Source organism: Paenibacillus sp. UNC217MF (assembly GCF_000686865.1).
GTDB classification, from domain to species: domain Bacteria; phylum Bacillota; class Bacilli; order Paenibacillales; family Paenibacillaceae; genus Paenibacillus_B; species Paenibacillus_B suaedae.
The window spans coordinates 113627-139853 of sequence record NZ_KK366027.1; the positions used below are offsets into that span (position 1 = coordinate 113627).

The window sequence follows — 26227 nt, forward strand, 5'->3', positions numbered from 1 at the left end:
CGACATGAAAATCAAATATCCGAAAACGATGCACCTTCCCTGGTCCAGAAGCTATACGAATGACGATAAAATCTTGCGGAATACGGATCATTTCATCGGCCGCGAGGTTGTTGTTACAGAAAAAATGGACGGGGAGAATACAACGATGTATAACAATGGCATCCACGCTCGTTCCCTGGACAGCAAGGATCACCCTTCTCGGCACATCGTCAAAATGCAGCATGGCGGCATTCAATACATGATCCCTGAAGGCTATCGATTATGCGGTGAAAATGTATATGCGAAGCATTCGCTATCTTATACGGACTTGCCGAGTTATTTCATGCTGTTCTCGGTATGGAATGAGCAGAACATATGCCTATCTTGGGACGATACCCTCGAATGGGCTGAACAGCTTCAGCTTACTGTTGTTCCAGTGCTGTATCGGGGAATATGGGATGAGGAAGCCATCAAGAAGTGCTATACGATGCAATCCCGCTGCGGTGGGGAACAGGAGGGCTATGTTGTTCGTCTCGCGTCAGCATTTCATTATGATGCATTCAAGGAAAGTGCAGCTAAGTTTGTCCGCCGCAATCATGTTCAAACCGATGAACATTGGTTAAGTAAGCCGATCGAACCAAATGGTCTTGTGAGACGATAATCGGATTTTCGCTTATTTACAAAACTAGATTACAAGAAAGGAATGGGAATCATGTAATTCATATTGGAAGTACCCATCTATCAGAGGATTTATCCGACAACAAAACTAAAAAACCAGCTTCCTCCATAAGTGGCAAGCAAGCTGGTCTGCTATCGAATACCGTATTTATTTTACCCCTGCTTTTTCTTGTTCCAAGGCATAGGTCGTGCTTCTTTCTAAGAACTCCAATACCTCATCTGATATCGGAAATAACCCCGTCTCACTGGCAGGACGTTTTCTTACTTCCCAGAACTTCTCGATTAGCTCCTCATCACCCTTAAATGTGATCATCGACAGCTCATTCAGCTCAATTGCAATTTTGCAGCCTTCAACCGATTCTGGCGGGATAGACTGCTGGATACACCATTCAATCCGCCGCAGTAAGGACACATACTGTTGAGTGATTGGGTCGCTATTGCCTAGATTCGGAAGAGTCTGGCGCAAAAACTCGCTTTCTTCTTCTCCGAAGTAATCCATCCACTGCTTCGGATTCTCCGGTGCGTTCTGCACAAGACTCGATACCTTCTCCCAAGAGAGATTTCCCTCTATATCAATCATATGTATAAGTGTAGCTGTATTGGAAATACTCGTCTGCAGCGATGTTAACTGCTCCTGAAGCTGATTATAATGGGCAGTTAGGATGTGACGGTAAGACAGCTTGTCTATCAATTTCTGAATATCCTCCAGTGGGAGCGACAATGACTTCATGAGCGTGATCTTCTCAAGTGTAAATAAATCTGCTTCCGAATAATAGCGTCGACCGTTGTCTGCCTTATGACTCGGCGTAAGCAGGCCAATCTGATCATAATAACGCAATGTTCGTACGGATACATTTCTCATCTTCGATACTTGTCCTGTTGTCCAGCGATTCATGTCAGTCCTCCTGAAAAAAGTGCTTGCAGGTTACGTAAGGTCACCTAATATAGTTGGATTATAACACAGGGGATTGAGGGATGAAGATTGAAGACAACCGAAATGTGGAAGAAAAGTGATCCTTGGACTTGGCGCCAAATGCTGGCCTTGCTGGCACTGGAATTCGTATTTGTGATTTGTGTGATTAAATATCCACTGCAGCAATTGTACGCTGATTGGATGCAGAACACACTATATGCAGGCACGATGACGGGACTTACTATAGCCATAACGCTAATGCTGGGCATATATTTCGTTGCCTTACGGCCACAGAAATTGAGCTGGGCAGAAGTTGGAGTAAAGTCATTTTCGGCTAAAGATTGGTGGAGAATCATACTCTGGATACTTGCACTTATTATACTCAGTTTGGCAACCGTTTATCTTACCAGCTTTCTAGGGACTACGGTGGAGAATAGTAAAACAGAGAGCCTAAAACAGCATGTTACGTTATTTACCTTGCTGCTTGGTGTCATATCGGCAGGGATCATTTCGCCAGTATATGAAGAAATCTTCTATCGCGGCTTCATCTATCGCTGGCTGCGGACACGTGTTGGAATGGGAGGAGCAATCCTTCTAAGCGCGCTGATCTTTACTGCAGCGCACTACCCGACGACAAATGCGATGCCCGTTAATTTTGTTGGCGGAGTCATATTCGCATGGGCGTATGAGCGTACGGGTTCAGTATGGCCTGGAATCCTTGTCCATGGCATAACGAATACGATTGGTGTTCTATTAACGGTGGCAGGCTGAATCTGATTTATTGTTATCATCATTTTTTCAACGACAAAGACAACAGTGTCTAATCACGCGGTTGTCTTTTTATATGGAAGGAAATGTATTGATCATCTAACTCTGTCGTACTATTCTATACTTACTTATAAAAATGAGCGAATTTCAACACCATGTATCATTCAACCGGGAATTAGGGAGGATCTCACCAAATAAAAAATAAAAAGAGGAGATGGAGCAATATGCCGCATATTACTTGCAATAATATGGACATGTTTGTCGAGCAGCTAGGCGTTGGATTTCCCGTTATTTTTCTGCATAGCGGATTTTCAAGAGGGATTCTCGCATTTGCCAGCCAGATTCTTGATTTTCAAAGTAAGTATGCTTGTTATTTCCCCGACTTCCGTGGGCATGGCAGAACAAGAAGTGGCAGCTTGGAATGGAGTACGCCGCAGCATGCTGATGACATCATTGCACTCATGAATCGATTAGGGATTCAACAGGCGCATCTGATCGGCTACGGCATGGGAGGAGGGGTCGGCTTGTATTGTGCGATTCACCATCCTGATCGTGTAACTTCGTTAACTTCTATTGGTCAGAGCGGGTATGTTGCTTCGTATGGATCTGAGGAATTTGAACCGGAGTGGCTGCTTGAGAATGATGGCCATGCATTTATCCGGTTAATGGAAGATAGGCATAGAGAAGCACATAAGGGTAACTGGCAGGAATTTTTGCGCCAAAAGCTTAAAGATTGGCGAACATATCCACAGCTAAGTGAAGAACAATTCAGAGGCATAAGTTGTCCTACCTTGTTCATTGCTGGTCAGCATGATCCTTATGCACCAGAAGAAGATGTAATGAAAGTGACTTCTCTTATTCCCAATTCACGATACCTCATTATAGAGGGAGCAAGTCACCGCCCCCATATGATTCGTGAACAGCCTATCTTGGTTAACGATACTATTTTGGCGTTCTTGGAAGAGGTAGAACGTGCGAATGAACAAGCAAGTGCAGTATGCCACACATAGCCATGTACGCTGAGAAAGTGGGCATATGTGAGCCTGTTATCTTTCCATACAGATGATTATTCTGACGAACCTCGTCCATCTTTGGGCGGGGTTTTTCTATACTTCCTAACAGTGATTACCGACTCTAAGAAGGGGGAATGGAGTTAATCGTGCTTTACCTGTTAACAGAATGATTGAGAACATGGGAGGATCTGAATTTGACATCAACTATTTTAGAGGTATATAATTCAGTAGTAAAATAATAGGTAACCTAATTATTTGATTATCTAATAGTTAGCTAACCTAATATAGAGATGAAACGTGTTCTAGAATCTATGAGGTGATGCGGAAATGTTCGATCCAGATACAACGGCGTATAAGCTCGTCCAATCGTTCATGCGATTCAATCGGGCCGAGTGGAATCAACGGATGTCAGCAGGCAAGAAGCGCAGTGAGATGATGATGCTGTTCTGCATCAAGCGCCATGCGCAAGAGGGAGAGCCGGCTATGCGGGTATCCGACATCAGCAACCATCTGCGGCTCACTTCTCCGACGGTTACTCAGACCTTGAATGTGTTGGAGAAGAAGGGACTTGTGGAGAGGTTTATGGATAAGGAAGACAGGCGTGCCGTTCGAGTACAACTGACCGAAGAGGGATTGAAGACAACAGAAGAAGGTCAGAAACAATTCGAGGAACAGATTAACGGGCTGATTCAGCATCTAGGTGAGGAGGATAGCCTTCATCTCGCGGATTTGTTAAAGAAAGTATACGAATACTATGACATCCGCAGCCAACAACGAGAACAAGAAAAGACACATGATGATGGAGATGGAGTTGAGGAAGCATGATAAAGTTGTTTCGGTATTTGAAACCATACCGAGTGCCGATAGGCGTCATATTAGCGCTTGTCTTTGTACAATCGCTGTCGGAGCTATATTTGCCGACACTCATGTCTGATATTGTAAACTTCGGGATTTCAAAAGGAGATGTCCCGTACATTTGGAAAATTGGCGGTCTCATGCTGGCGGTAGCAATCGGAGGAACAATCTGTGCGATTGTGAGCAGTTATTTGTCAGCCAAGGTTGCAATGGGGTATGGAAAATTAATGCGCGGCAAGGTATTTAACCACGTTCAGCATTTTTCCCTGCAGGAGTTCGACAACATTGGTACTGCTTCGCTTATTACGCGTACGACCAATGACATTACACAAGTACAACAGGTGCTTGTCATGATTCTTCGCATGATGATCAGCGCTCCGATGATGTGTATCGGCGGGATTATTATGGCCGTTAATAAAGATGCCAAGCTAACGTTAGTGCTAGCCGTTGTTATCCCAATCTTGGCACTTGCAATCTTTCTCGTAGCTAGTAAAGGGATTCCCTTGTTCAAGGCGCAGCAGAAGAAGCTCGATAAGCTGAACCAAGTGCTTCGCGAAAGCTTGATTGGTATTCGGGTAATTCGTTCCTTCAATCGCACCGAGCATGAGAAGGATCGTTTCAACGAAGCCAATACAGACCTAACACAGACAGCGGTAAAGGTAAACCGCATTATGGCATCGCTAATGCCAGTCATTATGTTTGCCTTTAACTTCTCGACTCTTGCGATTATTTGGTTCGGAACGGATCGAATTAATGCAGGCAGCATGCAGGTTGGTGATCTGATGGCATTTATCCAATATGCGGCTCAGATTATGTTCTCTCTTGTTATGGTATCGATCATTTTCGTTATGATACCGCGCGCCTCCGCATCTGCCACACGAATTAACGAGGTGCTTGACATGGAACCAGTCATTCGTGATCAGGATCATGTAAAGAAAGCGGAAGGACTTCGCGGATACATTGAGTTCGATCGCGTGACGTTCAGCTATCCGGGTGCAGAGAATCCAGCATTGTCCAATATCTCATTTAGCGCCCGCCCTGGAGAGACGACTGCCATTATCGGCGGTACAGGTTCCGGTAAATCTACGATGCTGAATCTCATTCCGCGATTCTATGACATTGACAGTGGGCGCATCCTGATTGATGGTGTAGATGCCAGAGAGTTATCTCAGGAGGGCTTGCGGGAGAAGATTGGGTACGTGCCGCAGAAGGCCGTACTATTCTCAGGCACAATTGCAGATAATATTCGCTATGGCAAGCAGGATGCGACCGATGAGGAATTGCAGCATGCAGCAGTAGTTGCACAAGCTGCTGATTTCATTGCAGCTATGCCGGAAGGATACGATTCAGCTATTTCCCAAGGGGGAACGAACGTATCAGGCGGCCAGAAGCAGCGCTTGTCCATTGCGCGGGCACTTGTGCGCAAGCCTGAGATTTATCTCTTTGATGACAGCTTCTCCGCTCTAGACTTCAAAACAGATGCCAAGCTGCGGACAGCATTAAGAGGAGAAACAACTAACGCAACTGTAATTATCGTCGCACAACGTGTAAGTACGGTGAAGGACGCTGATCAGATTATTGTGCTGGAGGAAGGACGAATCGCAGATATTGGCACGCATCAAGAACTGCTGAAATCTAGTGAAGTGTATCGTGAGATTGTATCCTCGCAGCTGTCGGAGGAGGAGATCGCATGAGTGAAAAAAATAAAGCAGCGAATTCCGGCCGTAAGCATGGTGGCGGTGGACCGATGGGGCCGGGGATGATGATGCCGGGTGAGAAGGCCAAGGACTTCAAGGGTACCTTACGCAGGCTTCTCGGTTATTTGAAACCGAGCCGAACCAAGCTCTTCATCATCTTTTTGATGGCTATACTCAGTACCATATTTTCAATCGTCAGTCCTAAAATTATGGGTAAAGCAACAACCAAGCTGTTTGAATTCACAATGGCGAAGTTCAACGGACTCCCAGCTGCCATGGACTTTGACTTTATTACTAATATTCTACTGCTTCTTGTTGGCTTATACCTGTTCAGTGCGTTTTTCAGTTATATACAGCAATATTTGATGGCAGGTGTAGCGCAGAAAATTGTGTATGACATGCGCCAGCAAGTCAATGATAAGCTGAATCATTTGCCACTCAAGTACTTTGACGGACGCACGCATGGCGAGATTCTAAGCAGAGTTACGAACGATGTAGATAACATAAGTACAACATTACAACAAAGCTTAACGCAGTTAATTACATCGATCATTACGATTATTGGCGTCATCGTGATGATGCTGACCATCAGCCCGCTGTTAACCCTCATCTGTATGCTGACATTGCCGCTTAGTGCGATCGTCATTAAGATGGTGGCATCTCGGTCACAAAAACACTTTATGGGACAGCAAAAATCACTTGGTGAGCTAAACGGTCATGTAGAAGAAATGTATACGGGGCATAATATTGTCAAAGCGTTCGGTCATGAAGAAAAATCACTCGAAGAATTTAACGAGGTTAATGAACGCTTGTACGAATCGGGTTGGAAGGCACAATTTATTTCCGGCATGATTATGCCGCTAATGAACTTCATCGGCAATATCGGATATGTTCTTATCTGCGTGGTAGGCGGATTGCTCGTAACGAAGAAATCGATTGAGATCGGTGATATTCAAGCATTCATTCAATACGCTCGGCAATTCACGCAGCCAATTGCTCAGACAGCCAACATTGCGAACGTCATTCAATCAACGATTGCATCGGCAGAGCGGGTGTTCGAGGTGCTTGATGAGGTAGAAGAGGTTCCAGAAGCAGCGAAGGCAATTGAAATCGCACATCCAGTCGGTCAAGTGGAATTCGAGCATGTACAATTCGGATATAAAGAAGACGAGTTGCTCATTACAGATATGAACATCCACGTAAAACCAGGACAAATGATCGCGATTGTAGGCCCTACAGGAGCAGGGAAGACGACGCTTATTAACCTGCTGATGCGCTTCTATGAAATTAATGGCGGCGCCATCAAAATCGATGGCGTGGATATAACCGACATGGAACGCAGCAGTCTGCGGTCGATGTTCGGTATGGTGCTTCAGGATACATGGCTCTTCAATGGTACCATTCGTGAAAATATCGCATATGGCCGGGAAGGAGCTTCGGAAGCGGAGATTGTACGCGCAGCGAAGGCAGCGCACGCCGATCATTTTATCCGTACGCTTCCGAAGGGATATGATACGGTTCTGAATGAAGAGGCCTCCAACATTTCACAAGGCCAGAAGCAGCTCCTTACGATCGCGCGCGCGATTCTTGCGAATCCATCCATTCTTATCTTGGATGAAGCAACGAGCAGTGTCGATACACGTACCGAGGTTCATATCCAGCGCGCGATGAACGAATTGATGAAGGGAAGAACGAGCTTCGTTATCGCTCATCGTTTGTCGACAATACGTAACGCTGACCTGATTCTTGTAATGAACAAAGGTACTGTAATTGAGCAAGGAACCCATGATGAGTTGCTCGAACAAAAAGGCTTCTACGCGGATCTATATAATAGTCAATTCGAGGAATCAACACCAGAAGCAATTTAATATTTATAGCCTAAGTATGTCGTTCCATGCTGGATCAGCATACTTGGGCTTTTTATTTGCAAATGAAACTAGCAACTGGTTTACATAATATATATTACGTTACTATGATTTAATCGCAAGATCTCTATTACAGAGTAAAATACGAGGTACAGTTATAAATAAAATTTGACAATTTCCGATTACGAGTGTAATCTATACCTCAGGATGTTAATTACATATGTAATCAATAGAAAGAAGGTTGAAAATATGCCAGATATTCCGCGAATCTCGGATGCTGAATGGGAAGTCATGAAGGTATTCTGGGGGACAAACCATAAGCTGTCAGCGAACGATGTAATCGAGAAGCTAAGTGAGAATAGCGACTGGAAGCCAGCTACGATTAAATCGTTAATTAATCGATTGCTCAACAAAAATGCACTCGGCTATGAACAGGAAGGAAAAACCTATCTATATTATCCTGTAGTCAGTGAAGAAGAGTGCGTCAGGGCAGAGAGTAATTCCTTCTTGCAGCGTCTATATGGAGGCTCCTTGAAGCCGATGTTTGTTAATTTCCTGAAGCAAGAGAAGCTATCCACAGAAGAAGTAGAGGAGCTGAAGAAAATACTCGACGAGGGGCAGCGTAGAGATGAATAACTTATTAACATGGTTAACTATAATTTTTGATTGGGTTACAAAGACTTCCTTAATGGCATCAATCATTGTTGTCCTTATCTTGCTTGTGAGGGCCGCATTGAAGGATCGTCTCCCGATCAAATGGCAGTACATGCTCTGGTTCGTTCTGCTTGCCAGGATGCTGCTGCCTTGGGTACCTGAAAGCTCGTTCAGCTTATATAATCTATTTTCAATTGCAGATAAACCAATTACGCTTCCTATCTCGTCAATGGATGATGATATGAGCAGATTATCGGTGGAACATGCATCAGGAATAAACGAATCCAGCCGTATTCTGGACAATAGCATGTCTGGTGCTGAGCGGTCAGATGTCACGAATAACGTTAGTCCTGCATTCATTCATTCCGCATTGTCACTTAGCTGGTTACTTGGCGTACTGGCAATCACAGCCTATGTGCTTGTATCGAACCGCAAATTGTCGCGAAGGATGGTGAAGGAAGCCTATGTTGTATCCGATGAAGATAGCTTGCGCGTACTTCAGCAATGTCGCGAGGATTTGAAGATAAAGAGATCGCTGCCGCTGCTGATATCGAAAGGAGTGAGCAGTCCTACACTGTATGGGGTATTACAACCGAAGATATTGCTGCCTGGCAAGTATTTTGCGCAGTTTCGCAATGAAGAACTAAGACATATTTTGCTTCATGAATTTGTTCATTACATACGCAAGGATATTGTGACAAACTGGTTATTCTCCATCCTGCTTATCCTGAATTGGTTCAATCCGATTCTATGGTACGCATCCAGGAAAATGAGGGAAGACCAGGAGCTGTCTTGTGACGATCGCGTCATTTCTTGTTTGGAAGAAGATGAGGTCAAGCAATACGGATACACCATTGTCAAGCTGGTGGAAGCGAATATGACAAGCGGCTTTCGTTCTGTCAGTGCGACAAGCTTCTCAACCGACAAATCCCTCATTAAAAGGAGAATCAACATGATTGCTTTGTTCAAACGAGGTTCGTATAAATGGACCATTCTCGGGATCGCGATCATTTCCATTTTTGCCTGCATTGCCCTAACGAACGCGGCAGCGGATAAACCAGGGCCGAAGAAATCCGAAATCCTTGAGCTGTATGCAAATGAACCATTATTTAATCAGGTTAATGAAAAAATCCGCACTACGGTTAAGCAAACGGTTAGTGATGTCATGCAGCAGTTGGGCAAGCCGCTTCCGCTCCAAGAGATCGTGCCCACAGAAGACACGAAGGATTTGTTCCTTGCATTCAAAAGCTCTCCAAATGACGGACCCGGTCAGCGTTACATATGGGTAAACGCAGACACCGGCAAGCTATCGAGAGTACAACTAGGGTTGGATCTGACGCCAGAAGCAGCCGGCTCTGAATTGTTGAAGAAGGCTGCGCAAGCGCTGCAAGACAGTGGATACAAAGGGAATCCATATTTTAAAATCAGTCGTACCATTTTCAATGATCCAAACACGAATGAATATACGGTTCAAACGAAATTGATAGATAATCAGAACGATCATCGAGTTGAAGTGCGATTTTCGAATGACACAATCACTACGTCCTATGATGTAGGTCCTGACCAAATTTCGGATGATGAAAATAAAAAAGGTCAATACATGCTTGCTGTACTGCGCGGCAAAAAAGCTGATCAGCTCACCGCTGCATCCAAACTTTTCTCTGACAGCTACAATACCGTGTATTTGTCTTATGGTTCTGACGGCGGTGTCAGCTTCGATCCGAAAACCTATAAGATTCGTCAAATTTATGATTCTTCATTATCTACCTATTCGAGCAATCCTAAAACAAGCGCGAGCCAAAAGCAGAAAAAGCTTGAAATCACGGATGAGCAATTACAAACAGCTGCTTTCCCTCTTGTTGCTGAATTGCTCGGATATAATCTACATGAATATGAAATGCAGAGAAATCCAAAGGCTCCCGGCAGTGCTCAATTTGTCAAAGATGGAGAGCGTATATTTGCGATAGAGTTTAACGAGAACGGTGATATATGGATGATCAACGACTACACGAATTGAAGCAGACCTTCATATCCAAATAACGACGACCTCAGACATAGTCGTGCATAACAAGTATTATATAAATCCATGACAGGAGTCCTGAATCATCAAGATTCAGGATTCCTGTATTTTGGTCAATGGTTTGGCTGCCGGGCCCTCTAATACATCGCCTTCATAGGAGAACCTTGACCCATGGCAAGGACAATCCCAGCTTCGTTCGCCGTGATTCCATTCCAGCTCACAACCCATGTGTGTACAAGTGGTATCAACGATATGAAGCATGCCCTGATCATCTCGATAAGCTCCAGCTCTTCTACCGTCAATCGATACAACAGCGCCTTCATCATTCGTTAGATTCTCAGGTTTGTTGTGAACACGCTCCAATTTGCCGCTAATGAGATGCTTGGCTACATCCGCGTTCTGAGCGAAAAATGTTTTCACATCAGGATCGATATGAAAGCGCGACGGTGTATATAGTTCCTGATAGGCATTCTCTCTGCCCATAATCATATCCCTCAACAGGAGCGCAGCAGCCGTGCCATTGGTCATGCCCCATTTCCGGTATCCGGTTGCAACGTAAACATTCGGTACTGAAGAAGATATTTGTCCGATATACGGCATTTTATCCAAAGTAACTAAATCCTGAGCCGACCATCGATACGATATTTCTGCTGCCCCAAATACATCATTCGCGTATGCTTGCAGTGCTTCATAGTGCTTAATGGTGCAAATGCCCTGTCCGGTCTTATGACCTTCACCACCAATAAGTATCAGTCTTTCACCGGAATCCAATGCCGCTGTACGGATCGAGCGTTTTGGGTTCTCTGCGCTAATATACATGCCTGACAATTGAACATTTTTATTGGGGATGCCCACAACATAGGAGCGTTCAGCATGCATTCTTGCAAAATAAAATCCCATCCCGTCATAACAAGGAAAGTGGGAGCATGAAACGGCATGCTTGCAGGTTAACTTGAAGCCATCTTGCGTAATTACGGTCGGCAGCGTACCCTTATCGATGGTTTCTACAGTGGTATGTTCATAGATCTGCCCGCCTAATTCCACAAACAGCTGAACTAACTTGTCCAAATACTTAACCGGGTGAAATTGGGCTTGATTCCGCATTACGAGGGCCGCCTTGATCGGCACAGGCAGATCGATTTGAGTGACCAATTCACCGTCAATCCCGAGCTTCTCATAGGCAGCGAGCTCCGTTTGAAGCTTCGGCAGGTACTCATCCGAATTTGTATAAATATAAGCGTCCCGTTCCTCATAATCACATGGGATCTTATGTTCATGAACCATATGCTTAATAAATTGCTTTGCCTCGATATTCGCTTGATAGTACAGCTTTGCCTGTTCTTGACCGAAATGCTGAATGAACTCGTCGTAAATAAGGTCATGCTGCGCTGTTATTTTGGCCGTCGTATGACCAGTCGTGCCATTCAGCAGCTGACCTGCTTCAACAAGCACGACGCGGAGTCCTTCCCGTGCCAAGAGGTAGGCCGTTGTTATGCCGGAAATTCCGCCTCCAACTACTACAACTTCTGCTTCCGTATGTTTAGCAAGTTTCGGGAAGGAGGGAATCGTTGCGGAGTCCCGCCAATAGGATTCAGGAAATTGGGGGAGATCTTGAATGGACGATGAATCATTGTGCATAGTAGCGAACCTCCTATATAGATTGTCTTTGTCTATTCATTTCCTTGGGAATCCGTGTTTAATCAGTATCTGATTGAAATCATACATACAGACTAGGGAATACAAACATCGTATGACGAAGAAAGGAAATATCAGCGCTTCTAGGGTATAATTCGAATCGTTCGATGCCTTGCAGTCTAATTGACATGCTAGCCATTCGCGGATATTATCGATATCATAAATCTATGATTAAGAAGGGTTGTCCATGAAATTTACAAAAGCAACGAATTATGCGCTCCATACTATGCTCATGCTGATTGAGGCTTCTACCGTTAAGCCAGTTGGCGTACAACAGTTAGCAGAATCCCAGGGCGTGTCCCCAACGTACTTGTCCAAAATATTAACGAGACTTGTGAAAGCCGGCATGATTGAATCGATCTCGGGAGCCAATGGGGGATATCGCCTGACTCGTCATCGAGACGATATCACATTTCTGGATATTATCCATGCTATCGAAGGCTCGACCTCGTTATTCGAATGTAACTTCGTCCACGGCGAAGAATGCCTGATTCAAGCCGTGATGAAGGAAGCAGAAGAGAAGATGGAGAATCATCTGAAGAATAAGAAATTAGTCGATATCGCTCAACAACTCCATAAAAAATCGCATTCGTAATCTACTGAAATGGAGATCATTTAGTCTAGTACCTAATGTTGTTGTTAATATGTGTATCTCGAAATGTCGAATGTTCCAAACTACAAATAAATATGAAGTGTTCATGCAGGGGGATAGAATAAATCTCAAGGGATTTGAACTGTCCGCTGAACGAAAAGTGAAGAGGTGTGTGTCTTGATGTCAAATCGTCAATTGAATCCGAAGGTCGATGAATTTTTACGGAAAGCGAAAACGTGGAAAGAAGAATATGAGAAGCTTAGACATATCGTTCTTGACTGCGAGCTGACCGAAGATTATAAGTGGATGCACCCATGCTACACCTATGAGAACAAAAACATCGTTTTAATACATGGGTTTAAAGAGTACTGTGCACTTCTGTTTCATAAAGGGGCCCTGTTAAAAGATCCAAGCGGAATTCTCATCCAACAGACGGAGAATGTACAAGCAGCCCGTCAGATTCGGTTCACCAATGTTCAAGAAATCGTTGAGATGGAAGATATCTTGAAGGCCTATATTAAGGAGGCCATTGACGTTGAAAAAGCGGGGTTGGAAGTGAACTTTAAGCAAACGGCAGAGTACACAGTTCCCGAAGAATTTCAAGTTAAACTCGATGAAAACCCTGCCTTGAAAGAAGCATTTGAGGCGTTAACGCCAGGGCGTCAACGACAATACCTGTATTATTTCTCAGAACCCAAACAATCCAAAACGCGAACATCAAGGGTAGAGAAATATACACAGCAAATTCTTGATGGAAAGGGATTAAAAGATTAGATTATTTGACGATAATCGTAGGTGGACAAGAACATACCTTCATGTAGATCCGCGCATTGCGCGGTTTTTTTTATTTATATGCATGCCAATACAAACAATAGGGGGTGGATCGGGCGCATGAAAATCAACCGTTGACAGGACACCTTTTGGTGTCTTATAATCAAACCGACACCAAAAGGTGTCTCTTTTGAAGACAGTCATAGCGAAATTTGCGAACCTGATTATGTTTCACCTGAAATATTCTTTGTCATGACTGGTGCAGCTCTCTCTCATGCGTTTGCTAATGATTATGGTGATTACGGTTTTTATGCGATCCTCCCGCTTTCTTATGCAGCACTGAACATCGCCTCATGGACACTGTGTCAAAATAGCCTTAAACTCTAAGGAGGTGATAGAAGTAGTCATAGCTGATCCCTCATATCACCAACAGATTTCTACTACAGAATGTAAGATATTGGAGAGGTTGTTGTGGGTGAGAATAATCAGTTGCGGGATGTGTTTGACGCGATTGCAGATCCAACTAGGCGGAGACTCATTCGTTTGTTAGCAGAGAAAGAGGAGATACCGCTTCATGAATTAACGGCACAATTTCAAATGGGACGTACAGCGGTATCCAAGCATTTGACAATTCTTAAAGAAGCCGGACTGGTATATGACCGCAAAGTCGGCCGAGAGACACGATTTAGGCTGAATGCTGCACCACTGAGAGAAGTCCAAGACTGGGTGGCTTTCTACAGCAAGTTCTGGGGTTTGAATATGTTGCGCTTGCAACATTTATTAGAGGAGGAAGAAGAATGAGTGTAACATTAACACTGGATTTTCAATACAAGACTACAATTGAGAAGTTGTGGTCCGCATTAACCGATTCCAGCAAGCTTGCCAAGTGGGTTCACAACATCCACACTGGTGAAGCAATGGAAAATGATTTTAAAGCCGTCGTTGGACACCATTTTCAGTTCCGCACGCAGCCGAACGAATGGTGGAATGGAATTATTGATGGAGAAGTACTGATTGTAGACGAACCCAACAAGCTGTCCTATACATGGGAAAGCGGGGAGAAGCACACGATCACGTGGACACTGCAAGACTTAGGGAACGGAAGCGTTAACCTTCATCTCGAACAAACCGGAATCTCCAATGAACAAGCACTCGCAGGCGCTAAGTATGGCTGGACGAAGTGGTGCAGTGAGCTTGAGAAGGTATTCGCTTAGTTATAAACAAGTACACGTTAATGCAGCAATCAGCATGATGGGCACAGGTACCACTTATAAGAAGAACTCTCCAAGTTAGGAGGGTTCTTTCTGTATATTTTCGATGATACAACCTCACCGCCATAACGCGAGTATTATCTGCTTCATAAATCGGAGAAGAATATGTTATCATAGATATTATCAGTCTGTAATATCCTATTTAATAAGGAGATGAGTATTATGATTTACGATTGCGCCATCATTGGGGGAGGACCCGCAGGACTGAATGCTGCTCTCGTCCTAGGAAGAGCAAGAAGAAGCATTGTCTTGTTCGACCACAATCGCCCTAGAAATGCGGTGACACATGCATCCCATGGTTTTATTACGAGGGACGGGGTTACCATTCCCGAATTCCGGCGCATCGCGCACGAAGAGCTGGGGCGCTATCCATCCATTCGTCTGATGCATGTTGAAGTTACGAAAGTTGCCAAAGTGGATGGTGTCTTTCACGTACACGATACATTGGGGCATTGCATTCAAGCGAAGAAATTGATACTTGCGACAGGGGTCAAGGAGATATTCCTGGAAATAGAAGGATTCACTCCACTATACGGAAAAAGCTTGTTCAACTGCGTATACTGCGATGGCTGGGAATTGCGCGATCAACCACTTGTGGTCGTGTCTGAGCATGCTGCTGGATTTCACACCGTCAAATTGCTCTATCAATGGAGCAAGGATTTGGCCCTATGTACGAACGGGCACTCAACCCTTACACACGAGCAGAAGATGCAGCTTCAATCCAAAGGGGTGAAGGTCATGGAACAACCGATAGCCGCTTTTATCGGACATAATGACAAACTACAACATCTCCGATTTGCAGATGGAACAGAGCTTGCAAGATCAGGTGGCTTCGTCACTCCCAAGTTTGAACAAAGTGCACCATTTGCTGCACAGTTGGGCTGTGAATTGACCGCGACTGGAGGGATTAAAACAGATGATTCAGGGCGAACTACGATAGCGGGTGTTTACGCAGCAGGGGATGCGGCTTCCTTTTCTCCCTCCCAAGTTGTATTCGCTGCAGCAGACGGCAGTCGAATCGCAATGCAAATTAATCGAGAATTGACCGAGGAGGAATTCGAACAGGGGGAGCACTAGATAGGACGAAATCACTTTGGTAGTCATTCAAACCTTTATTGGAGGGGTAACACATGAACATTCCATGGAATGAGCGTTACGGTTCAGCAGAATATTACTACGGAGAAGAGCCAAATGCATTTATCCGAGAACAAGCTCATCATCTTGAGAATTGCCGAACTATCATTGCTTTTGCGGAGGGGGAGGGCAGAAATGCCATCTATTTAGCTCGTGCTGGACATCAAGTGACAGCGATTGATTACTCCGAGAACGGTCTCAACAAAACGGAGAAGTTGGCTCATAAATACAATGTTCGAGTGCATACCAAGCAGGCAAATCTCCTTACGGATCATATCGCTCAACAAGAATACGATGCTGCAATTATGGTTTTCGGCCACTTTCACCAACGTGAGCAAGGCTTAATTGTGAATAAGCTGAAGCAGGCCGTGAAGCCAGGGGGCATCATTATGCTTGAAGTATATTCGAAGGAGCAGCTGCGTTATGGAACAGGCGGCCCCCCGGATATTGATATGCTATATGACCCAGCTGGGATGCTAGCTTGGTGCAAGGAGCTTGAGGTTCTGCACTTCTATTATGGGGAACAGAACCGAGTGGAAGGAAAGGGCCATACCGGATTAGCTCATGTGATTCAAGTGATCGCTAGACATCGATCCGCCACAATTTGATCTTGAACCGCCCTTTTTGATGGGATATTATGTAAGGGAATGAACGTTCATTCTGCGAAAAGGGTGATAGCTAGTGACCACGAACAAAAGAGACGATATTTTACTCGCAGCATTGCATTTATTTACTGACCGCGGTTTCGACGCGACTACCGTACCGATGATCGCTGAACGAGCCAAGGTTGGCACAGGCACCATCTATCGTTACTTTGAGAACAAGGAGGAGCTGCTGAATTCTTTGTTTCAAGAATGCACCGAGCAGTTCTTCCGTGCCGTTAAACAAGGCTTTCCTGATTCTGCAACCGTCCGCGAACAATTTCATCACATTTTTGTTCAGACCATTCATTTCGCGAAAGAGAACAGGGAAGCCTTCTCGTTCATTGACTCTCACTTGAATCCTCGATTATTGGACGAGAAAAGCCTCAAAACATTTGAAATAGGCATGGATTTTATTCGCCACTTCTTATTCAACGGCCAGCAGCAGAACGTTATCTCTCCATTGCCGCCAAATGCGTTAATCTCTATCTTCTACGGGGCGCTTGTCAAATTGTTCGAAACAATCCGGGCAGAAGTGCTCGATGAAACGCACGAACTCCTTGTAGGAGTGGAGGAATGCTGCTGGAATGCAATCCGAGTTCATTAACTCGATTGTGTTCCCTTCTGCAACACGGAATGAATATTCATTCCTACCTGTCTACTGTTGACTTCAATCGTTTATTGCTGCAATGTAACACTGACATCCATGAGCTACCTCTTACGAACGAATCTGTATTCCATATAGAGGAGGCAATATCATATGTCTATTGCGATTCCACAACCCAAAACCTACGGCCCTCTTGGCAACATTCCTCAACTGAATCCGAATACCCCCATCTTATCTTTCATGAATCTTGCTGATGAATACGGTGAAATCTACCGCATGAAGCTGCCATTTGGAACGCTTCATGTCGTCTCCGGGTACGAGTTGGCCAAGGAATTTAGCGACACTGCTCGCTTCGGCAAAATCGTAGATAAAACCGTATTAAACAATGTGCGAGCATTTGCAGGGGATGGTTTATTTACTTCTGAGACGGAGGAGCCCAATTGGAAGAAGGCCCATAATATTTTGCTCCCGAGCTTCAGCCGAACAGCAATGCGGGGCTATTTTGACAAGATGCTGGATCTCGCCATGCAGTTAATCCAGAAGTGGTGGCGCCTAAATCCCGATGATCATATCGAGGTGCCGGAGGATATGACAAGACTGGCGATGGATACGATCGGGCTATGCGGCTTCAATTACCGCTTTAACAGCTTCTACCGTGATCAGCCCCACCCATTTGTAACAAGTATGGTTCGGGCATTGGATGAATCCTTGAATCAAGCGCAGCGGCTTGGCATTCAGGATAAGCTTATGGTCAAAACCCGGCGGCAATTCCAGCAGGACATTGATGTCATGTTCTCCTTAGTCGATAAAATGATCGCTGAACGCAAAGCGCACGGACACGAAGAGGCAGATGACTTGTTAGCCTACATGCTGCAAGGCAAGGATCCAGACACAGGTGAAGCTCTGGACGACGCCAACATTCGGTATCAAATTATTACGTTTTTAGTAGCCGGACATGAGACAACAAGCGGATTATTGTCCTTCGCCCTGTATTTTCTGCTGAACAATCGCGATAAGCTGCAAAAAGGCTATGAGGAAGTAGATCGTGTACTGAAAGATCCCGTTCCCACCTACACACAGATCAAGAATTTGAAATACATCCGCATGATTCTCGATGAATCGCTGCGATTATGGCCAACAGCACCCGCGTTCAACTTGCATGTGAAGCAAGATACGCTGCTCGCGGATCGATATGAGATGAAGAAGGGAGATCGCTTGCTCCTGCTGCTTCCTCAATTGCACCGAGATGCTGCAGTATGGGGATCTGATGCGAACGAATTTCGTCCAGAGCGATTCGAGGATCCAAGCCAAATCCCTCATGATGCTTATAAGCCTTTCGGAATCGGTCAACGCGCTTGTATCGGTCAGCAATTTGCTCTTCAAGAGGCGACACTAATGCTTGGTTTAATCTTGAAACATTTCGAACTCATCGATCACACCAATTATCAATTGAAGCTTATGGAGTCGCTGACCATCAAGCCCGAAGGGTTTACCATGCAAGTCCGTCCGCGACGCACTAAAATCGGAGCCGCAGCCATTCACATTGAAAATCGTGACCCGTCTAATGAAGGAGTCGCCTTAAGCCGAGAGCCTCAACGATCCCTTCACAATACGCCGCTCCTCGTATTATACGGCTCTAATTTCGGCACAGCAGAGGGCGTTGCCCGCGAACTGGCAGAGAAAGGACGTGAACTAGGCTTCCTAAGTAAAGTCGCACCCCTTAACGATTATGCAGATGGTCTTCCCAAGGAAGGCATCACCTATATCATAACAGCATCATATAACGGTCAACCGCCCAGCAATGCACGACGCTTCATGAAGTGGCTGAAGGAAGTGGGGCCGGAAGCATTGACAGGAATTCGCTATTGCGTCTTCGGTTGCGGCGATCATAACTGGCCTAGTACCTATCAGAGCATTCCCATGTTCATGGATGAACAACTCGCGGCTAAAGGAGCAACTCGACTGCTGCATGTCGGCCATGGCGATGCCAGCGGTGACTTCGAAACCGAAGTGGAGGAGTGGCGCGCTATGCTGTGGCCAGCAGTTATGCGTTCACTGGAATTAGAATTTGATGGAATTGATGGAACAGAGGAATCGACAGCTTCTTCGTTAACTGTAGAGGTTGTAAACATATCGGTTGAATCACCGTTTGCCGAATCATACCATGTCCATTGTGCAACGGTCATAGACAATCACGAGCTGCAAAGGGGAGGAAACGGGCGTAGTACACGTCATATCGAGATTGAACTACCTGAAGGAGTGTCTTATCTTGAAGGGGATCATTTAGGTGTGTTCCCTATCAATTCGGATAATCTAGTCGAACGGGTAATAAGCAGATTTGACTTAAATGGAAGCGATCACGTGGTGTTGCGAACAATAGAGAACCGTTTTTCCCATTTGCCGTTACATCGACCTGTGTTGATACATGATCTTCTAAGCCGGAGCGTCGAACTTCAGGAGCCTGCCAGCCGAGCGCAAATTCGCGAGCTTGCCGCATTGATGGTATGTCCTCCGCATCGAATTGAATTAGAAGCATTGCTTGAGGCAGAAGACTATAGGCGGAATATCCTAGAGAAGCGAATATCAATGTTAGATTTACTTGAGAAATATGAAGCTTGCTCAATGACATTCGAGCGCTTTCTAGAGCTGCTCCCGCCACTAAAAATACGATACTATTCGATATCCAGCTCTCCTCGTGTACAGCCGAATCAGATTAGTCTTACGGTAGGGGTCGTACAGAGTCCGGCTTGGGATGGACGCCATGAATATCGTGGAGTTGCTTCTAACTATCTTGCCGACAGACAACCAGGCGAATCCATCAGGATGTTTATTCAGCCACCGCAGTCCAATTTCCGGCTGCCAGAGGATCCAAGCACACCTATTATTATGGTAGGCCCGGGGGTAGGAATTGCGCCATTCCGTGGATTTCTTCAAGCTCGGCAAGCCATGAAGGAGCAAGGGATTCCGCTCGGCAGCGCATATCTTTATTTCGGCTGTCGAGATGCGACGGATCACATCTATGAAGAAGAACTGGAGCATTATCAACAAGAGGGGATTGTTACGGTACACACCGCATTCTCTCGTATCGAGGGTCAATCAAAAACCTATGTCCAGCACCTGATCAAGCAGCGTCAGCAAGAAGTGATCGGTCTCCTTGATCAAGGGGGACAGTTCTATGTGTGCGGAGACGGGAGCGCTATGTCACCAGATGTGGAGGCAACACTTAAGCAAATGTATCAAGACGTTCATGGTGTTAGCGAGACGAAAGCAGACAGATGGCTGGAGCAGCTTGGATCCGACGGGAGATATGTGAAGGATGTATGGGCAGGCAGGAAAGTATAATTAGCCAAAACAAGTTGTAAACGAGTTGCAGGACAAGGGCGCCCTAGATGGGCGTCCTTTACCATTTAGACAGCTAACTAGGTCATTCGTGTGATTGTGTTGCAAGAACAGGCTTTATATACTTGATTGGAGGTTGACAGCACGGTAGACTTTCTAGCATCGCAGACTAGTAGGAGGGAATAACAATGATATATATTGAAGCTGCCGGGGTCGAGGAAGACGAAATGTACTATTTTGAGATTGACGAGAACGGAACAGCTTATCGACAAATAAGCAAACATGGCGATTTACATAGCGAGGTCTCCACTGCGCCCGATTTTGTGTTGTGCGATCAAGAAGTAGTTATTGAGGCGGGTGATCGTATCATTACGAAGGAACAATTTGAAATCGAGTGGCAGCAAGCGATTGAGCCTAACCTAGCGGCATGGAAGATAACGAAGAAGCAGTATCCCCCAGGGAGTCCGGTAAGCGGGGAAATTGCGATGTTTTATCCGCAAGGAGCGATCATCCGTTTGAGCGATGATGCTTATGCCGTAACAGATTATAATAAACTAAGAGAACTAACGCCTGCACAATATTTATATCCAAGCTACTGTATAGAAGGGTTCGTCGTAGACTACGACGAGATCAATTTATGGCTGGTTATCGAGAACTGTAAGATAACGGGAGAAAACTCTTTGTAGGTAGTAACAGTGCTTCTATTGAACCTAACTTTTTTCAGAAAGGAGGAGATGAGATGACGAAAGACGAGGCGCTATTTCTTCTTAAATGCCATGCTTTCCATCATGACGATTTCGAACACGAAAAAATGTCGAATGGATTTTTGGGCATGCTGAGACCTTTTCGCGGTGAATTGATTGAAGATAATTTCCACGAGCTGATGAAGATCATTGAAGTTCTGGCTGATGAGTTCGCGAAGCCGCAAGTAAACAGAATCTTGATATCGTGCTTCTGGAGCATCTGTCAGCTATCCCGAGCATGGGCTTTATATCCTGACGGCATGCTGCAGAGCAATGGCCTGCTTTCCCAAGAACAAGTTCAAAAAATGGATGAATGGGTAGACATGATCTCGTATGCAGTGATGGTATTATTGGAAAGCGAAGATCAATTGGATGAAGCACTATGGTTATATCGAGAATACTTGAACAATCAAGAGAAATAAGCAAAGCGTGAAGGCGAACCAAGGGTATATCGAGGGAAATACATACACTTGATTGGAGAGAATGCGATGAATAGCAAGCTTGCCTCATTAGACTGTATTCCATGGCAGCGAATGACAACCGCTTATGGAAGGGGAACGGACATTCCTCAACTGATTGAAGAAGGACAATATCATGAATTGGCTAATTTAATCGAGCATCAGGGGACATTGTGGCAGGTAACGCCATGGGTACTGCTTGTGTTGCTGCAGAAGCTGGCGGATCGAGCTAGCCAACCAGAACAAATTACGGAAAACGAAATGACGCCTTACCCGGCTGTTGCCTCCGCATTAGCCTTTCAAGACATGGAGGTGGGGCAAGCGGTTGACAAGATGGAAGACTTACTAGAAGAAAAGTACTTATGGCCGGAGAGCGAGGAAGAGGATGAGGAACAGTGGGAGGAAGGTGAACCGCCTGGATATGATCCAATTCCGTTCTTTAGTTATTATTACTATAGCTATAACTTATTGAAGCAGGCAGTGCCTACTTTCACTGCAATCAAGAATGGCAATCGCCAGCTTGCTCCCACTATTGCTGAGATTCTTCAGTTATTTGCAAGCTAATTTATACAGAACTTATCACCATCAATAGAAGAATAGAGAAGGGTAATGCGTAATTTCGGTGATTTATCTATCTTTACCTTGGCCGCATGCTTACCTGAACAGGTATAATAAATATACGTTAGCAAACCCTAACAGCACGATACATACGAAATAGCAGGAATGAAAAGGAGATACAATGGACGAGAAACCTTCTAATTTAGACGCAGGATGGAACTTTGACAACAGTTACTCCCGTCTTCCACATTCATTTTACTCCAAGCTGAATCCAACTCCTGTCCGAGCGCCGGAACTTCGTGTTTTGAATGAATCACTCGCAGCCTCCCTCGGATTGAGTGCAGAAGCATTAAGAAGCGAGTATGGCGTAGCTACGCTTGCCGGCAATACGATTCCAGAAGGGGCGCTGCCGCTCGCCCAAGCTTATGCTGGACATCAATTCGGGTATTTCAATATGCTGGGGGACGGAAGAGCAATTCTGCTTGGCGAACATATTACGCCTACGGATGAACGATTCGATATTCAATTGAAAGGCCCCGGCAGAACCCCATATTCACGAGGTGGTGATGGTCGAGCCGCCCTCGGGCCGATGCTGCGAGAATACATCATCAGTGAAGCGATGTACGGTCTTGGCATTCCAACGACACGCAGCTTAGCGGTAGTGTCCACCGGTCAAGGAGTCATACGTGAATCAGAGCTACCGGGCGCGATACTCACTCGTATCGCTGCGAGTCATATACGAGTCGGGACATTTCAATACGTATCCAATTGGTGCGGTGCCGAGGATTTGCATACTTTGGCTGATTATACGCTGAACAGGCACTTCCCAGGAGCAGCAGACAACAGTGACAACCGATATTTGATCCTGCTCAAAGAGGTTATAAAGCGCCAGGCATCGCTCATCGCTAAATGGCAGCTTGTCGGATTCATTCACGGAGTCATGAATACGGACAATATGGCGATTAGCGGTGAAACGATTGATTATGGCCCTTGCGCCTTCATGGATGCGTACAATCCAGATACCGTCTTCAGTTCTATTGATCGAGAAGGCCGCTATGCATATGGCAATCAGCCGAATATTGGCGGGTGGAACCTTGCCCGGTTCGCGGAATCCATCTTGCCGCTGCTGCATGACAACGAGTTGAAGGCCGTGGAAGTGGCCGAGGATGCCCTGAATGAATACTTTGAGCTGTATCATAGTCACTGGCTGGCTGGAATGAGAGCAAAGTTAGGCATATTCAATGAAGAAGAGCACGATGAAGCCTTGATTAACGACCTGCTGAATCTGATGCAGAAGCATCATGCTGATTATACCAATACGTTCCGTGCATTGACCCTCAATACGGGCGAGAAAGAGTCATCTTTATTCGCTAGCACCGAGTATGGACAATGGCATAAGCAATGGCAAGCAAGACTAGCCAAACAACCGCAATCCAAGGAACAGTCACTTCAGCTTATGCGCAGCAGCAATCCAGCCGTCATACCGCGCAATCATCGAGTTGAAGAAGCTTTGGATGCAGCGTCGCAAGAAGGGGATTTCAGCGTGATGAAGCGGCTGTTGGATGTTCTCGCTAATCCATTTGCGTACTCTGCGGATCAGGATGAATACTGCGAATTGCCGCCTACGCCTTCCCGTCCTTACCGAACTTATTGCGGGACGTGATAGAGAGTACAATCAGTAACTTGACATGTACAATTACAAGGTGTTACGATAAATGCATAAATTTTCTAGGGAGAGATGTTGATGTTGGCGGTCGTTCTTAACTAATCAAATTCCATAGTGAGGAATATGTAATGCCAGTGAGAAGTGTTGCTGCTTAGCAATATTTATTTGCTGTGGCTTTGCGTACCCTCGGAATTAGTTAAGAACAACGGATATCATACTTGCCTTAGGTCATAAGTATGCCTATTTATTGAACCCGCATCCGTGCTTCTTGAAGCACGGATTTTTGCTTTATTTGGGGGCTTATTTAGGCATCAATCAAGAAGGGCGTAGAATGACGTTTGTTCATTCTGCGCCTTTTTTATGTGACATGAATGAGCGTCATTCCGCCAACAAGGAGGAATTACCGAATGCGCAATTTTATCGATATCGCAAATGAAGGCGTACGCTTGGAAGAAGGGATCACTGTCATTGAGCAGCTCTTGTTGGAATGTTATTTGAACCCTGGAATCTCTACCAAAGAATTGGCCCGGAAAGCTCTTATTCCGATACCAACTGCTGCTGCCGTTAAACGGGAACTTATCAAGGTCGGAGCCATTGTTCAGGATAAAGGAGCACGCTGTACCGTGAAAGGGAAAGCATGGGTTGAGGAACAATGGGGGTATCGTGGAATCCAAAGAAACCTTTATCAAGAGCTGATGTCTCTCGAAAATGGGATTCATCCCGATCTGGATCATGTATTAGCCGATTTGCGGGAAATCATGAAGTATCGTCCACAGGCCGATACTCGGATCGATCAATCCAAATGTACACCGGAGACTAGCTTACGCAGAGCAGTGCTTTGTTTGAAGCAGCAATTCTTAATTGGGAAACAGATTATGTGTGTGGGCGACGACGATTTGGTTAGCGTATCAATTGGACTGCTGCTTCAAGCTCTATTCCCTAATAGGAGACATTCCAAAACAGCAGTGCATGTCGTTGACATGGATGAGCGATTTTTACATTACATTCATGATGTGGCACAGCAAAAACGATTGCCGATTCAATGCATCTATCACGATTTAAGAGAACCACTGCCGGCAAACTTGCAAGGGAAGTTCGATTGTTTCTTCACAGATCCCCCGTATACGCTGCAGGGGATGAGCCTCTTCGTATCTCGAGGTATTAGCGCACTGCGGAAGAGAAAAGGCTTGCCAATTTTCTTATCCTTCGCACATAAGTCACCTGATTACATGTTTACGATGCAGCGTGAGTTCCTAAGAATGGGGGTGACGACCAGTGCAACAATGCCGCGATTTAATGAATACGAAGGAGCAGAGATTATCGCGAATCGGAGCCAGATGATCATTCTCAAAACGACTGAGCGTACCATACCGGATTGCTCAGGGACATTTGAGGATGCATTATACACAGGTGAAGTGAGGCAGACGATGCGTACGTACAAATGTAAACAGTGCGGGAACAAGATCACGGTTGGCTGCCAATGTGATATCGCAACGATAGAGCAGCTCAAGCACCGAGGCTGCCACTCATGCGGCAACGATACATTTGATTTCATGAATAAGAAAACATTATGATATATCAAGAAGGAGAAAACATGAACATCATCATTCGAAAAGAAACACAAGCAGACTACCAAGTGACTGAATCCGTTGTGAAACAGGCATTCGACTCATTGGAATTCAGTGATCAAAAGGAACATGAATTAGTATCCCGTATCCGGCAATCCGACGCATTCATTCCGGAGTTATCCTTAGTCGCTGTTCTCAGTGATCGTATCGTCGGTCACATCCTGTTATCTCGAATAACAATTCGTGGAGATCAGCACACCGTAGATTCACTCGTCTTGGCTCCCGTATCCGTGTTACCGGAATACCAAGCTCTCGGAATTGGAGAGAAGCTGATCCGCGATGCACTGCAACTAGCTGTACAGTTGGAATACAGTTCTGTGATCGTATTGGGTCATCCTCAGTATTATCCGAAGTTCGGCTTCAAGAAAGCCTCAATATGGGGGATACAACCACCTTTTGAAGTGCCTGACGAGGTATTTATGGCATTGGAGCTGCAAGAGCACGCTCTGAATCACGCTTCCGGGGTTGTGCAGTATCCAAGTGAATTTTTTGAATAAATGGTCGTTCTGGCCGGTATGCAGATGATCAGGCCAGGTAGCGAGCCATACATGGGAGAGTCGATAATGAGGTACCCAATTGTCGCGTATGATGCGAAATGCCATGAACAATTAGTAGACATATGGCTTCGTACGTATAGATAGGGCGTTCAGCTCTCGATGGAACAGGCCGACCTTTTCCATTG

24 protein-coding genes and 1 pseudogene are annotated in these 26227 nt (G+C 45.3%); 23 read left to right on the plus strand and 2 right to left on the minus strand.

Going from position 1 to position 26227, the window contains the following annotated elements:
• Positions 1-4: 4 nt before the first annotated feature.
• Positions 5-640 (plus strand): RNA ligase family protein, encoded by a 636-nt coding sequence (locus BP95_RS0116630; protein ID WP_021255975.1) that lies wholly within the window; start codon positions 5-7, stop codon positions 638-640.
• Positions 641-805: 165 nt separating this feature from the next.
• Here BP95_RS0116630 and BP95_RS0116635 read toward each other — a convergent pair whose 3' ends face one another.
• Positions 806-1552 carry a MerR family transcriptional regulator gene (locus BP95_RS0116635; protein WP_028532758.1) on the minus strand — a complete coding sequence of 249 codons (747 nt, stop codon included), beginning with the start codon at positions 1550-1552 and terminating at the stop codon, positions 806-808.
• Between the two features lie 87 nt (positions 1553-1639).
• Between BP95_RS0116635 and BP95_RS0116640 the strand changes: the two genes are divergently transcribed.
• The 7 genes from BP95_RS0116640 to BP95_RS0116670 all read left to right on the plus strand — a co-directional run bounded on the left by BP95_RS0116640 (position 1640) and on the right by BP95_RS0116670 (position 10439).
• Positions 1640-2341, plus strand: a complete 702-nt coding sequence (locus BP95_RS0116640; protein ID WP_021255973.1) for a CPBP family intramembrane glutamic endopeptidase — start codon at positions 1640-1642, stop codon at positions 2339-2341.
• A 221-nt stretch (positions 2342-2562) separates the two neighbouring features.
• Positions 2563-3348 (plus strand): alpha/beta fold hydrolase, encoded by a 786-nt coding sequence (locus BP95_RS30660; RefSeq protein ID WP_081819909.1) that lies wholly within the window; start codon positions 2563-2565, stop codon positions 3346-3348.
• A gap of 330 nt (positions 3349-3678) precedes the next feature.
• A complete protein-coding gene (locus BP95_RS0116650) occupies positions 3679-4176 on the plus strand; it encodes a MarR family winged helix-turn-helix transcriptional regulator (RefSeq protein ID WP_021255971.1) in 498 nt (165 codons plus the stop codon).
• Complete coding sequence (locus BP95_RS0116655) at positions 4173-5900, plus strand: ABC transporter ATP-binding protein (protein ID WP_028532759.1); 1728 nt, start codon at positions 4173-4175, stop codon at positions 5898-5900. The genes BP95_RS0116650 and BP95_RS0116655 overlap by 4 nt, the downstream gene beginning before the upstream one ends.
• Positions 5897-7771 (plus strand): ABC transporter ATP-binding protein, encoded by a 1875-nt coding sequence (locus BP95_RS0116660; protein ID WP_021255969.1) that lies wholly within the window; start codon positions 5897-5899, stop codon positions 7769-7771. Before BP95_RS0116655 ends, BP95_RS0116660 begins: the two co-directional genes overlap by 4 nt.
• A 246-nt stretch (positions 7772-8017) precedes the next feature.
• Positions 8018-8404, plus strand: coding sequence for a BlaI/MecI/CopY family transcriptional regulator (locus tag BP95_RS0116665; protein WP_021255968.1), 387 nt, complete (start codon positions 8018-8020; stop codon positions 8402-8404).
• Positions 8397-10439, plus strand: a complete 2043-nt coding sequence (locus BP95_RS0116670; protein WP_028532760.1) for a M56 family metallopeptidase — start codon at positions 8397-8399, stop codon at positions 10437-10439. Before BP95_RS0116665 ends, BP95_RS0116670 begins: the two co-directional genes overlap by 8 nt.
• Before the next feature lie 96 nt (positions 10440-10535).
• Here the strand turns inward: BP95_RS0116670 and BP95_RS0116675 are convergent, their stop codons facing one another.
• A complete protein-coding gene (locus BP95_RS0116675) occupies positions 10536-12080 on the minus strand; it encodes an FAD-dependent oxidoreductase (RefSeq protein WP_028532761.1) in 1545 nt (514 codons plus the stop codon).
• Between the two features lie 244 nt (positions 12081-12324).
• On the opposite strand from BP95_RS0116675, the gene BP95_RS0116680 reads away from it, so the two are divergent.
• From BP95_RS0116680 to BP95_RS0116745, 15 genes and pseudogenes are all read left to right on the plus strand, one after another.
• Positions 12325-12732 carry an RrF2 family transcriptional regulator gene (locus BP95_RS0116680; protein WP_028532762.1) on the plus strand — a complete coding sequence of 136 codons (408 nt, stop codon included), beginning with the start codon at positions 12325-12327 and terminating at the stop codon, positions 12730-12732.
• 177 nt (positions 12733-12909) lie between these two features.
• Positions 12910-13503, plus strand: a complete 594-nt coding sequence (locus BP95_RS0116685; protein WP_028532763.1) for a YdeI/OmpD-associated family protein — start codon at positions 12910-12912, stop codon at positions 13501-13503.
• Between the two features lie 237 nt (positions 13504-13740).
• Positions 13741-13887, plus strand: a pseudogene (locus BP95_RS33980) (DoxX family protein); the annotation flags it as partial.
• Between the two features lie 84 nt (positions 13888-13971).
• Positions 13972-14301, plus strand: a complete 330-nt coding sequence (locus BP95_RS0116690) for an ArsR/SmtB family transcription factor (RefSeq protein WP_021255963.1) — start codon at positions 13972-13974, stop codon at positions 14299-14301.
• Complete coding sequence (locus tag BP95_RS0116695; protein ID WP_021255962.1) at positions 14298-14714, plus strand: SRPBCC family protein; 417 nt, start codon at positions 14298-14300, stop codon at positions 14712-14714. The genes BP95_RS0116690 and BP95_RS0116695 overlap by 4 nt, the downstream gene beginning before the upstream one ends.
• Positions 14715-14933: 219 nt before the next feature.
• Positions 14934-15848, plus strand: coding sequence for an NAD(P)/FAD-dependent oxidoreductase (locus BP95_RS0116700; RefSeq protein WP_021255961.1), 915 nt, complete (start codon positions 14934-14936; stop codon positions 15846-15848).
• A gap of 53 nt (positions 15849-15901) precedes the next feature.
• Positions 15902-16513: a class I SAM-dependent methyltransferase gene (locus tag BP95_RS0116705; protein WP_021255960.1), complete on the plus strand. Its 612-nt coding sequence runs from the start codon at positions 15902-15904 to the stop codon at positions 16511-16513.
• Positions 16514-16586: 73 nt separating this feature from the next.
• Entirely contained in the window at positions 16587-17153 is a 567-nt protein-coding gene (locus BP95_RS0116710) for a TetR/AcrR family transcriptional regulator (RefSeq protein WP_021255959.1), read from the plus strand.
• Between the two features lie 153 nt (positions 17154-17306).
• Entirely contained in the window at positions 17307-20495 is a 3189-nt protein-coding gene (locus BP95_RS0116715; protein WP_028532764.1) for a bifunctional cytochrome P450/NADPH--P450 reductase, read from the plus strand.
• A 185-nt stretch (positions 20496-20680) separates the two neighbouring features.
• Positions 20681-21178 (plus strand): hypothetical protein, encoded by a 498-nt coding sequence (locus BP95_RS0116720; protein WP_021255574.1) that lies wholly within the window; start codon positions 20681-20683, stop codon positions 21176-21178.
• A 53-nt stretch (positions 21179-21231) separates the two neighbouring features.
• On the plus strand, positions 21232-21657 hold the full coding sequence (locus BP95_RS0116725) for a hypothetical protein (protein ID WP_021255575.1): 426 nt from the start codon (positions 21232-21234) through the stop codon (positions 21655-21657).
• 66 nt (positions 21658-21723) lie between these two features.
• Entirely contained in the window at positions 21724-22257 is a 534-nt protein-coding gene (locus BP95_RS0116730; RefSeq protein ID WP_028532765.1) for a hypothetical protein, read from the plus strand.
• Positions 22258-22432: 175 nt separating this feature from the next.
• On the plus strand, positions 22433-23914 hold the full coding sequence (locus BP95_RS0116735) for a protein adenylyltransferase SelO (RefSeq protein WP_021255577.1): 1482 nt from the start codon (positions 22433-22435) through the stop codon (positions 23912-23914).
• 410 nt (positions 23915-24324) lie between these two features.
• Entirely contained in the window at positions 24325-25491 is a 1167-nt protein-coding gene (locus tag BP95_RS0116740; RefSeq protein ID WP_021255578.1) for a bis-aminopropyl spermidine synthase family protein, read from the plus strand.
• 20 nt (positions 25492-25511) lie between these two features.
• Positions 25512-26042, plus strand: a complete 531-nt coding sequence (locus BP95_RS0116745; RefSeq protein WP_028532766.1) for a GNAT family N-acetyltransferase — start codon at positions 25512-25514, stop codon at positions 26040-26042.
• Positions 26043-26227 lie beyond the last annotated feature (185 nt).